This is a genomic window from Echinicola shivajiensis (assembly GCF_018642165.1).
GTDB lineage: Bacteria > Bacteroidota > Bacteroidia > Cytophagales > Cyclobacteriaceae > Echinicola > Echinicola shivajiensis.
In genome coordinates this window covers 59528-68470 of sequence record NZ_JAHHZM010000016.1, presented here as the reverse complement: position 1 = coordinate 68470, position 8943 = coordinate 59528, and the positions used below count along the sequence as shown (strand labels likewise).

Genomic DNA, 8943 nt, shown 5'->3' with positions numbered 1-8943 from the left:
AAAAGAAAATGAATCAGAAAATTAGAATAAAACTTAAGTCTTACGATCATACTTTGGTGGACAAGTCATCTGAGAAAATCGTAAAAGCTGTGAAAACTACAGGTGCTGTGGTAGTTGGTCCAATTCCATTGCCTACTAAAAAGGAAAAATTTACTGTGTTGAAATCTCCACACGTAAATAAGAAGGCTAGAGATCAGTACCAATTATGTACTTACAAAAGATTGGTTGATATCTACTCTAACAGTTCTAAAACTGTGGATGCTTTGATGAAAATTGAACTTCCTAGTGGTGTAGATGTTGAGATCAAAGTTTGATCTGGATACTATCTAAGATATGAAAAACCTGTTCGCTTTGGTGGACAGGTTTTTCTTTTATCCGCTCTTTTCTCATAGATTATTCGGTTTGATGTGATGTAAGTTGGTGACTTATAGAACAATATTTTTGTAAATGTTTGAAAATATATAAGTTGTAATTTGTAAGGTGTTTATAAATTACTAACTTTGCAGTCCTTAAAAAGGCACAAGTGTGTAAATACTTGTGCATAATTGTATTATATAACAGAAGATGTCTGGAATAATAGGTAAAAAAGTAGGAATGACTAGCATTTTCAGTGCCGATGGGCGTAATGTCGCATGCACGTTAATAGAAGCTGGTCCTTGCGTAGTGACGCAAGTAAAAAATGTTGAAACAGACGGGTACAGCGCTGTTCAGTTGGGGTACGGTGAGCGTAAGGAGAAAAACACTCCTAAGCCACTTTTAGGCCATTTCAAAAAGGCCGGTACTACTCCTAAGCAGAAAGTTGTAGAATTCAGAGACTTCAGAGTTGAATTTGAAGGTCAGGTGGATTTGGGGAAAACCGTAAAAGCTGGTGAGGTATTCGGTGAAGGTGACTTTGTTGATGCTATCGGTACTTCTAAAGGTAAAGGTTTCCAAGGTGTAGTAAAACGTCACGGATTTGCAGGTGTAGGTGGTGCGACTCACGGTCAGCATAACCGTCAAAGACACCCAGGTTCCATCGGTGCTTGTTCATGGCCTTCAAGAGTATTCAAAGGCTTGAGAATGGCAGGTAGAATGGGTGGTAGCCGCGTGAAGGTTTTGAACCTTAAGGTATTGAAAGTCTATCCTGAAAAGAACTTGATCTTGGTAAGTGGCTCTGTCCCTGGTCCAAAAAATTCTTTCGTTATTTTAGAGAAGTAATCAAATGGAATTAGCAGTATTAAAACATAACGGTGAAGAGACAGGTAGAAAGGTTAGTCTTTCTGACGAAATTTTCGCGATCGAGCCTAATGATCATGCGATCTACCTGGATGTGAAGCAGTTTTTGGCCAACCAAAGACAGGGTACGCACAAGAGCAAAGAGAGGGCTGAGATAGCCGGCTCAACTAAGAAAATCAAGAAACAAAAAGGTACAGGTGGTGCCAGAGCTGGTTCTATAAAATCTCCATTGTTCAGAGGTGGAGGAAGAGTATTCGGTCCTAGACCAAGAAACTATTCTTTCAAATTGAACAAGAAAGTAAAACAATTGGCAAGAAAGTCTGCCCTTACTTACAAAGTACAGGATAATAGCCTTACAGTTTTGGAAGATGTGAACTTTGATTCTATCAAAACCAAAAACTTTGTATCGTTATTGTCAGGTCTTTCTTTGGCGGATAAGAAAACATTGTTTGTGCTTCCAGAAGCTAACAAGAATGTTTATTTGTCAAGTAGAAACCTACCAAAGGCACAGGTAAAAACAGTAAGTGATGTAAATACTTATGATTTGCTTCACGCTGATACATTGGTGCTTTGTGAAGGTTCAGTAAGTAAGTTAGAAACCCTTTTATCGAAGTAATACAATGGATATACTAAAGAAGCCTTTGATTACGGAAAAGATTTCTGCCTTGAACGAAAGTGGTGTTTATGGATTTGTAGTTGAGAAAACTGCAAAGAAACCAGAAATCAAAGCAGCCGTAGAGAAAATGTTTGATGTAAAGGTGGTGTCTGTTAGAACGATGCGTTATGCAGCGAAGCAGAAGACACGTTACACAAAAAGTAAAGTAGTATCCGGTTATACCAATGCTTTCAAGAAAGCTATTGTACAAGTAGCCGAAGGAGAAGTAATTGACTTTTACGGAGAAATTTAATTGAATCAGAATCATGGCAGTTAAAAAATTAAAGCCTGTAACCCCCGGTACCAGATTTAGGATGGCTCCGGCTTTTGATGAGATCACTAAATCAAAGCCAGAAAAGTCTTTATTGGCTCCGTTGAAGAAATCAGGTGGTAGAAATAACTCTGGAAAAATGACTGCGCGCTACTTAGGTGGCGGTCATAAGAGAAGACTTAGAATTGTAGATTTTAAGCGTAATAAATTTGATGTTCCTGCAACTGTTAAGGCGATCGAATATGATCCTAACAGAACTGCTCGTCTAGCGTTGTTATACTATGCTGACGGTGCTAAAGCATACATCATTGCTCCGGAAGGTTTGGAAGTAGGCCAAACTGTAGTATCCGGTGAGAATGTAGCTCCAGAAGTAGGTAATAACCTTCCAATGAAGAACATTCCTTTAGGTACCATCATCCACAATGTGGAATTGAAGCCTGGAAAAGGTGGTGCTATGGCAAGAAGTGCTGGTGGTTATGCCCAACTAGTTGCTAAAGAAGGCAAGTATGTAACTATCAAACTTCCTTCAGGGGAAATGAGATTGGTACTTGCTGTTTGTACAGCTACTATAGGTTCAGTGTCTAATGCGGATCATATGAACGTGGTACTTGGAAAGGCTGGTAGAAACCGTTGGTTAGGAAAGAGACCTAGAGTAAGAGGTGTAGCGATGAACCCTGTTGATCACCCAATGGGTGGTGGTGAAGGCCGTTCTTCAGGTGGACACCCAAGATCTAGGACTGGTTTGCTAGCTAAAGGTAAAAAGACCAGAAGTCCTAAAAAGTATTCAAATAAGTTTATCGTTAGTAAAAGATCTAAATAATTATGGCACGTTCATTAAAAAAAGGGCCTTATATAGCTCATCACTTGGCCAAAAAAGTAGATGCAATGAACGAATCCGGCAAAAAGTCTGTCATCAAGACTTGGTCAAGAAGATCTATGATCTCTCCGGATTTTGTTGGCCATACCTTTGCTGTGCATAACGGAAACAAGTTTATTCCAGTTTTTGTAACAGACAACATGGTAGGTCACAAGCTTGGTGAATTTGCTCCTACAAGAAACTTTAGAGGTCACATTGCCAAAAAAGATAAAGGAAAGAGATAATCATGGAAGCAATAGCAAGACTAAATAATGTTCCTACTTCGCCTCGTAAGATGCGTCTTGTAGCAGACCTTGTAAGAGGGCTACGTGTAGGTAACGCCTTGAGTATATTGAAATTCACACCTAACCATGGTGCGATCAAATTGGAAAAACTTTTGCTTTCTGCCATTGCAAACTGGCAGGCAAAAAATCCAGATGTAAAACTTGAAGAGGCTGATCTTTATGTGAAGACCATTCAAGTAGATGGTGGTCGAATGCTTAAAAGACTTAGACCTGCTCCCCAAGGTAGGGCCCACAGAATTCGTAAAAGATCAAATCATGTGATCTTAGTAGTTGATGCTTTCAACACTGAGGTTACCGCTGATGAAGTAGAAACAAAAGAAAACGCTAATTAAGATTAGAATATGGGACAAAAAGTTAACCCTATTGGTCTTAGACTAGGTATCGTTAAGGGCTGGGATTCTAACTGGTATGGCGGCAGAGATTTTGCCGACAAACTATACGAAGATCAAAAGATCAGAAAATATGTATATGCTAGGATCCCTAAGGGAGGCATTGCAAAGGTTATTATCGAAAGAACGCTAAAAAGAATCACGCTTACTATCCATACTGCCCGTCCAGGAGTAGTAATCGGTAAAGGTGGTGCTGAAGTCGATAAACTAAAAGAAGAGCTGAAAAAGCTTACCAGCAAGGATGTTCAAATCAACATTTTTGAAATCAAACGTCCTGAGTTGGACGCCAAGTTGGTAGGAGAGTCTATAGCTCAACAACTTCAAGCAAGGATATCATTTAGAAGGGCAATGAAGCAATCAATTGCTGCTACTATGAGAGTAGGTGCTGAAGGAATTAAAATCAAATTATCAGGACGTCTTGGAGGTGCTGAGATGGCTAGATCTGAAATGTACAAAGAAGGAAGAATTCCTTTGCATACATTGAGAGCTGACATCGATTATGCTATTTCTGAAGCGAACACCATCTACGGTATCATCGGTATCAAAGTATGGATTTTCAAAGGTGAAGTTTACGGTAAGAGAGATCTTTCTCCAAATGCCGGAATAGCTAACGAAAAATCAAGTGGTGCCGGTCGTAGAAGAAGAGAAGGCGGACCAAAGAGAAGAAAGAGAAATAACTAATTTTCACCCCATAAGTGAGAAATCATGTTACAGCCAAGAAGAACGAAATTTAGAAAAATGCAAAAAGGGCGTATCAAAGGGATCGCGCAAAGAGGGCATACGCTCGCTTTCGGTAACTTTGGTATCAAGTCCTTAGAAGCAGGATGGATTACCTCCCGTCAAATTGAAGCAGCTCGTATTGCGATGACTAGAGCAATGAAGAGGGAAGGTCAGGTATGGATCAGGATTTTCCCTGACAAGCCTATCACTAAGAAGCCTGCAGAGGTTCGTATGGGTAAGGGTAAAGGTGCTCCTGAGTACTGGGTTGCAGTAATCAAGCCGGGAACCATCCTTTTTGAAGCTACAGGTGTAAGTAAGGAATTGGCCCAAGAGGCCCTTCGTTTAGCTCAGCAAAAGCTTCCAGTGAGTACAAAATTTGTAGTGCGTAGAGATTACGTAGGATAATAGGAACTATGAAAAACTCTGAAATCAAAGCACTCTCCGAGAGTGAAATCATTGAGCGTATTGCCTCTGAGCAAGAAAAACTAACTAAGTTACGTTTTGCCCATGCAATTTCTCCGATTGAGAATCCCAATAGAATTAGCGAGACAAGAAAGCTTATCGCAAGATTGAAGACTTTTTTGAGCGCAAAACAACTAGCTAAATAATAAGAAGATGGCTACTGAGAGAAATCTACGTAAAGAAAGAATAGGAAAAGTAGTCAGCAGCAAAATGGATAAATCCATCACTGTAGCCGTAGAGAGAAGGGTTAAGCACCCGATTTACGGTAAGTTTGTTGCTAAGACTACCAAATTTATGGTTCATGACGAGAAAAACGAGTGTGGCAAAGGAGACCTCGTTAAAATTAGTGAAACTCGTCCGCTGAGTAAGAATAAGCGTTGGAGATTAGTAGAAATATTAGAAAGAGCTAAATAATCATGATACAGTCAGAATCCAGATTAAGTGTAGCGGATAATTCAGGTGCCAAGGAAGTGCTTGTTATCCGAGTACTGGGAGGAACCGGTAAGAGATATGCCTCTATCGGAGATAAAGTTGTCGTGACGGTAAAGTCTGCTCTTTCTTCCAGCAATATGAAAAAAGGTACCGTTTCTAAAGCGGTGATCGTAAGAACTCGAAAAGAAGTTAGAAGAAAAGATGGATCTTATATCCGTTTTGAAGATAACGCAGCAGTTCTTTTGAACAATAACGACGAGCCAAGAGGTACACGTATCTTTGGTCCGGTAGCAAGAGAGCTGAGAGAGAAGCAATTTATGAAGATCGTATCTTTGGCACCAGAAGTATTGTAATCATGGAAAGAAAAAAGAATAAGCAACCAAAATTGCACATCAAAACTGGCGATACTGTAAAAGTATTGTCTGGTGATGACAAAGGTAAGACTGGTAAAGTACTTTCGGTAAACTTGGAGAAGAGCAGAGCTATCGTTGAAGGCCTTAACATGGTAACCAAGCACGTAAAGCCTACAGCTACCAACCCTCAAGGAGGTATCGAAAAGAAAGAGGCTGCCATTCATGTAAGTAACTTGATGCTTGTAGACCCTAAAACTGGTGAAGCTACCAGAACAGGAAGAAAGCCAGGTGAAAATGGAAAATTAGTTAGATATTCTAAGAAAACCGGGGAGGTGATCAATGGCTAATCCTAGAGTAAAAGAAAAATACGTTAAGGAAATTTCTCCTGCACTTAAGGAGAAATTCCAATATAAAACAGTAATGCAGGTGCCTAAGTTGACCAAAATCGTGATCAACAAAGGTATTGGTGCAGCTGTTGCTGATAAAAAATTGGTAGACCAAGGAGTTGAAGAGCTTACTTTGATCACTGGTCAAAGAGCTGTAGCTACTAAAGCTAAAAACTCTATCTCTAACTTTAAGTTGAGAGACGGTATGCCAATTGGTGCAAAAGTTACCCTTCGTGGAGACAAAATGTGGGAATTCCTTGATCGTCTTACTACTGTGGCTCTGCCACGTGTAAGGGACTTCAAAGGAATCAGCGACAAAGGTTTTGACGGAAGAGGAAACTACACCTTGGGTGTCACGGAGCAGATTATCTTCCCAGAAATCAGCATTGAGAAAGTGAACAGAATCTCAGGTATGGACATCACGTTTGTGACTACTGCTGAAACAGATGAAGAGAGCTATGCCTTGTTGAAAGCTTTCGGGATGCCTTTTGTAAATAATAATAAAGAAGAATAATTATGGCAAGAGAAGCGATCAAAGCTCGTGAAAGAAAAAGAGAGCGTCTTGTTGCAAAGTATGCTAAGAAGAGAGCTGAATTAAAAGCAGCCGGTGATTTTGAAGCACTGGATAAACTGCCTAAAAATGCATCTCCAGTAAGACTTCACAACAGATGTAAATTGACTGGCCGTCCTAAAGGTTATATGAGGAAGTTTGGTATCAACAGGGTTACCTTTAGAGAAATGGCTTCTGCGGGAAAAATTCCTGGTATAACTAAAGCGAGCTGGTAAAAATCAGAAAAAGTTTTTATTCTAAGAATCAATGTGTAACTTTGCACGCCTTAAAGCGCATGCAGTTAGACTTATAATAATATGACTGATCCAATAGCTGATTATTTGACCAGGTTGAGAAATGCCATTAAGGCATCTCACCGTATCGTTGAGATACCTGCTTCTAATATCAAGAAGGAGATTACGAAAGTGCTTCACGATAAGGGATATATCCAGAACTATAAGTTCGAGGAGAATGGACCTCAGGGAACGATTAAAATTGCCCTGAAGTACAACCCATCTACTAAGCAGAATGCTATCGTTAATCTTTCTAGAGTAAGTAAGCCAGGTCTAAGAAAATACGCACCGAAAGATGAACTTCCTAGAGTAATCAACGGCCTAGGAATTGCGATTATCTCCACTTCTAGAGGAGTGATGACTGATAAGGAAGCCCGTACCGAAGGTATCGGCGGGGAAGTACTTTGTTACGTATATTAATAATACCGTTATGTCAAGAATAGGTAAAAAACCAATAAATCTACCAGCGGGTGTTACTGTAGACGTGGCAACAGGTAATGTTGTTACTGTTAAAGGTCCCAAAGGTACGCTATCTCAGGATGTGAATCCCGACATTGCCGTTGCGGTGGAAGACAATCAAGTTGTTTTGACTCGTCCTACCGAATCGAAGAGACATAAGTCACTTCACGGCCTGTATCGTTCTTTGATCAACAATATGGTTGTTGGTGTTAGCGAAGGTTACAAAAAGGAATTGGAACTAGTGGGTGTGGGTTATAAAGCCGCCAACCAAGGTCAAGTTTTAGAACTTTCTTTAGGTTACTCTCACAGTATCTTTTTTGCACTTCCAGCAGAGATTAAAGTGAATGCTGAGACTCCAAAGGGTAAAAACCCATTGGTAACCCTAGAGGGTATTGATAAAGAATTGATCGGGCAAATAGCCGCTAAAATCAAGTCTCTACGTAAGGTTGAGCCTTACAAAGGTAAAGGTATCCGTTTCGTAGGTGAGATTGTTAGACGTAAGGCTGGTAAAACTGCCGCTAAAAAATAATTGAGAGATGGCTTTTAATAAGAATTCAAGAAGACTTAGGATCAAGAGAAGTATCCGGAAGAAGATTTCCGGTACTGATAAAAGACCTCGTTTGTCCGTATTTAAAAGCAATACGGGAATATACGCTCAACTAATTGACGACCTTAAGGGTCACACGCTAGCACAAGCTTCTTCTAAGGAGCTTGGTGCTACTAAGAACGCTAATATTTCTGTTTCTAAGGAAGTGGGAAAAAAAATAGCCGAGCGTGCAGTAGCAGGCGGATTCACAGAAGTAGTTTTTGATAGAAGTGGCTACTTATATCATGGTAATGTAAAAGCTCTTGCCGATGGTGCGAGAGAAGGTGGCCTTAAATTTTAATTAATTATGTCCCAATTAAGAAAAAAACCCATTAGGGCAACAGATACAGAGCTTAAGGAAAAAGTAGTAGCTATTAACCGAGTAGCTAAAGTAGTGAAAGGTGGTAGAAGGTTCTCTTTTTCTGCTATAGTAGTTGTAGGAGATGGTAACGGTGTCGTGGGATACGGATTAGGTAAAGCTAATGAGGTGACCGATGCAATTACCAAAGGTATAGAGGACGCTAAAAAGAGTTTGGTACAAGTGCCAATCTTGAAAGGAACTATTCCTCACGAAGCTATTGGTAAATTCGGCGGTGGATTGGTTTTGATCAAGCCAGCTGCTCCAGGTACCGGTGTTATTGCGGGTGGTGCGATGCGTGCTGTATTGGAAAGTGCTGGTGTTACAGATGTATTGGCTAAGTCCAAAGGATCTTCAAACCCTCACAATGTGGTGAAAGCTACCATCGATGCCTTGTCTCAAATGAGAGATGCTATCGCGGTTTCACAACAACGTGGTGTTAAATTGTCTAAAGTATTTAACGGGTAAGAACATGGCGAAGGTAAAAGTAACGCAAGTTAAAAGCACGATCAACAGACCAAAGAATCAAAAAGCAACCATTGTTGCTTTGGGTCTTGGTAAGATCAATAAATCTGTGGAAGTAGAGAATACTCCCCAGATTGCTGGAATGATAAGAAAAGTTAGTCACCTTGTAAAAGTGGAGGAAGCCTAAT

Annotated in this window: 20 protein-coding genes; all 20 read left to right on the top strand. The window is 40.1% G+C overall.

Features of this window, described 5'->3' with window-relative positions; all coding sequences use genetic code 11:
* Nucleotides 1-8 precede the first annotated feature (8 nt).
* The 20 genes from rpsJ to rpmD all read left to right on the top strand — a co-directional run bounded on the left by rpsJ (nt 9) and on the right by rpmD (nt 8942).
* Nucleotides 9-314, top strand: coding sequence for a 30S ribosomal protein S10 (gene rpsJ, locus KMW37_RS19145; protein ID WP_015264118.1), 306 nt, complete (start codon nt 9-11; stop codon nt 312-314).
* 250 nt (nt 315-564) lie between these two features.
* Nucleotides 565-1197 (top strand): 50S ribosomal protein L3, encoded by a 633-nt coding sequence (rplC, locus tag KMW37_RS19140; protein ID WP_215226255.1) that lies wholly within the window; start codon nt 565-567, stop codon nt 1195-1197.
* Nucleotides 1198-1201: 4 nt separating this feature from the next.
* Entirely contained in the window at nt 1202-1831 is a 630-nt protein-coding gene (gene rplD, locus KMW37_RS19135; RefSeq protein ID WP_215226254.1) for a 50S ribosomal protein L4, read from the top strand.
* A 4-nt stretch (nt 1832-1835) separates the two neighbouring features.
* Entirely contained in the window at nt 1836-2123 is a 288-nt protein-coding gene (gene rplW / locus KMW37_RS19130; RefSeq protein ID WP_186754500.1) for a 50S ribosomal protein L23, read from the top strand.
* Nucleotides 2124-2136: 13 nt separating this feature from the next.
* Nucleotides 2137-2961 carry a 50S ribosomal protein L2 gene (gene rplB, locus KMW37_RS19125; RefSeq protein WP_215226253.1) on the top strand — a complete coding sequence of 275 codons (825 nt, stop codon included), beginning with the start codon at nt 2137-2139 and terminating at the stop codon, nt 2959-2961.
* A gap of 2 nt (nt 2962-2963) precedes the next feature.
* The gene (rpsS, locus tag KMW37_RS19120; RefSeq protein WP_018475621.1) at nt 2964-3242 is read left to right on the top strand and encodes a 30S ribosomal protein S19; all 279 of its coding nucleotides are present in this window, start codon (nt 2964-2966) and stop codon (nt 3240-3242) included.
* Nucleotides 3243-3244: 2 nt separating this feature from the next.
* Complete coding sequence (rplV, locus tag KMW37_RS19115; protein WP_215226252.1) at nt 3245-3634, top strand: 50S ribosomal protein L22; 390 nt, start codon at nt 3245-3247, stop codon at nt 3632-3634.
* A gap of 9 nt (nt 3635-3643) precedes the next feature.
* Nucleotides 3644-4372 (top strand): 30S ribosomal protein S3, encoded by a 729-nt coding sequence (gene rpsC / locus KMW37_RS19110; RefSeq protein WP_215226251.1) that lies wholly within the window; start codon nt 3644-3646, stop codon nt 4370-4372.
* Between the two features lie 24 nt (nt 4373-4396).
* Nucleotides 4397-4816, top strand: a complete 420-nt coding sequence (gene rplP, locus KMW37_RS19105) for a 50S ribosomal protein L16 (protein WP_215226250.1) — start codon at nt 4397-4399, stop codon at nt 4814-4816.
* 8 nt (nt 4817-4824) lie between these two features.
* Complete coding sequence (gene rpmC / locus KMW37_RS19100) at nt 4825-5019, top strand: 50S ribosomal protein L29 (RefSeq protein WP_186754518.1); 195 nt, start codon at nt 4825-4827, stop codon at nt 5017-5019.
* Between the two features lie 7 nt (nt 5020-5026).
* Nucleotides 5027-5287, top strand: a complete 261-nt coding sequence (rpsQ, locus tag KMW37_RS19095; protein ID WP_186754520.1) for a 30S ribosomal protein S17 — start codon at nt 5027-5029, stop codon at nt 5285-5287.
* Between the two features lie 2 nt (nt 5288-5289).
* Nucleotides 5290-5658, top strand: coding sequence for a 50S ribosomal protein L14 (rplN, locus tag KMW37_RS19090; protein ID WP_015264107.1), 369 nt, complete (start codon nt 5290-5292; stop codon nt 5656-5658).
* A 2-nt stretch (nt 5659-5660) separates the two neighbouring features.
* Nucleotides 5661-6005 carry a 50S ribosomal protein L24 gene (rplX, locus tag KMW37_RS19085; protein ID WP_215226249.1) on the top strand — a complete coding sequence of 115 codons (345 nt, stop codon included), beginning with the start codon at nt 5661-5663 and terminating at the stop codon, nt 6003-6005.
* On the top strand, nt 5998-6558 hold the full coding sequence (gene rplE / locus KMW37_RS19080; RefSeq protein ID WP_215226248.1) for a 50S ribosomal protein L5: 561 nt from the start codon (nt 5998-6000) through the stop codon (nt 6556-6558). Before rplX ends, rplE begins: the two co-directional genes overlap by 8 nt.
* A gap of 2 nt (nt 6559-6560) precedes the next feature.
* Entirely contained in the window at nt 6561-6830 is a 270-nt protein-coding gene (gene rpsN / locus KMW37_RS19075; RefSeq protein WP_186754531.1) for a 30S ribosomal protein S14, read from the top strand.
* Nucleotides 6831-6911: 81 nt separating this feature from the next.
* Nucleotides 6912-7307 carry a 30S ribosomal protein S8 gene (gene rpsH, locus KMW37_RS19070; protein WP_186754533.1) on the top strand — a complete coding sequence of 132 codons (396 nt, stop codon included), beginning with the start codon at nt 6912-6914 and terminating at the stop codon, nt 7305-7307.
* 10 nt (nt 7308-7317) lie between these two features.
* On the top strand, nt 7318-7875 hold the full coding sequence (gene rplF / locus KMW37_RS19065) for a 50S ribosomal protein L6 (protein WP_215226247.1): 558 nt from the start codon (nt 7318-7320) through the stop codon (nt 7873-7875).
* A 7-nt stretch (nt 7876-7882) separates the two neighbouring features.
* A complete protein-coding gene (gene rplR / locus KMW37_RS19060; RefSeq protein WP_215226246.1) occupies nt 7883-8233 on the top strand; it encodes a 50S ribosomal protein L18 in 351 nt (116 codons plus the stop codon).
* Nucleotides 8234-8239: 6 nt separating this feature from the next.
* Nucleotides 8240-8758, top strand: coding sequence for a 30S ribosomal protein S5 (rpsE, locus tag KMW37_RS19055; RefSeq protein WP_215226245.1), 519 nt, complete (start codon nt 8240-8242; stop codon nt 8756-8758).
* A 4-nt stretch (nt 8759-8762) separates the two neighbouring features.
* A complete protein-coding gene (gene rpmD / locus KMW37_RS19050) occupies nt 8763-8942 on the top strand; it encodes a 50S ribosomal protein L30 (RefSeq protein WP_186754541.1) in 180 nt (59 codons plus the stop codon).
* The last annotated feature ends 1 nt before the right edge of the window (nt 8943 follow it).

Bases quoted from the DNA above. Each gene is read 5' to 3' on its own strand.
- rpsC (WP_215226251.1), top strand. From the start codon at position 3,644: ATGGGACAAAAAGTTAACCCTATTGGTCTTAGACTAGGTATCGTTAAG.
- rpsS (WP_018475621.1), top strand. From the start codon at position 2,964: ATGGCACGTTCATTAAAAAAAGGGCCTTATATAGCTCATCACTTGGCC.
- rplR (WP_215226246.1), top strand. From the start codon at position 7,883: ATGGCTTTTAATAAGAATTCAAGAAGACTTAGGATCAAGAGAAGTATC.
- rplC (WP_215226255.1), top strand. From the start codon at position 565: ATGTCTGGAATAATAGGTAAAAAAGTAGGAATGACTAGCATTTTCAGT.
- rpmC (WP_186754518.1), top strand. From the start codon at position 4,825: ATGAAAAACTCTGAAATCAAAGCACTCTCCGAGAGTGAAATCATTGAG.
- rplW (WP_186754500.1), top strand. From the start codon at position 1,836: ATGGATATACTAAAGAAGCCTTTGATTACGGAAAAGATTTCTGCCTTG.
- rplE (WP_215226248.1), top strand. From the start codon at position 5,998: ATGGCTAATCCTAGAGTAAAAGAAAAATACGTTAAGGAAATTTCTCCT.
- rpsN (WP_186754531.1), top strand. From the start codon at position 6,561: ATGGCAAGAGAAGCGATCAAAGCTCGTGAAAGAAAAAGAGAGCGTCTT.
- rpsH (WP_186754533.1), top strand. From the start codon at position 6,912: ATGACTGATCCAATAGCTGATTATTTGACCAGGTTGAGAAATGCCATT.
- rplF (WP_215226247.1), top strand. From the start codon at position 7,318: ATGTCAAGAATAGGTAAAAAACCAATAAATCTACCAGCGGGTGTTACT.
- rpsQ (WP_186754520.1), top strand. From the start codon at position 5,027: ATGGCTACTGAGAGAAATCTACGTAAAGAAAGAATAGGAAAAGTAGTC.
- rplD (WP_215226254.1), top strand. From the start codon at position 1,202: ATGGAATTAGCAGTATTAAAACATAACGGTGAAGAGACAGGTAGAAAG.
- rplX (WP_215226249.1), top strand. From the start codon at position 5,661: ATGGAAAGAAAAAAGAATAAGCAACCAAAATTGCACATCAAAACTGGC.
- rplV (WP_215226252.1), top strand. From the start codon at position 3,245: ATGGAAGCAATAGCAAGACTAAATAATGTTCCTACTTCGCCTCGTAAG.
- rpmD (WP_186754541.1), top strand. From the start codon at position 8,763: ATGGCGAAGGTAAAAGTAACGCAAGTTAAAAGCACGATCAACAGACCA.
- rpsJ (WP_015264118.1), top strand. From the start codon at position 9: ATGAATCAGAAAATTAGAATAAAACTTAAGTCTTACGATCATACTTTG.
- rpsE (WP_215226245.1), top strand. From the start codon at position 8,240: ATGTCCCAATTAAGAAAAAAACCCATTAGGGCAACAGATACAGAGCTT.
- rplN (WP_015264107.1), top strand. From the start codon at position 5,290: ATGATACAGTCAGAATCCAGATTAAGTGTAGCGGATAATTCAGGTGCC.
- rplB (WP_215226253.1), top strand. From the start codon at position 2,137: ATGGCAGTTAAAAAATTAAAGCCTGTAACCCCCGGTACCAGATTTAGG.
- rplP (WP_215226250.1), top strand. From the start codon at position 4,397: ATGTTACAGCCAAGAAGAACGAAATTTAGAAAAATGCAAAAAGGGCGT.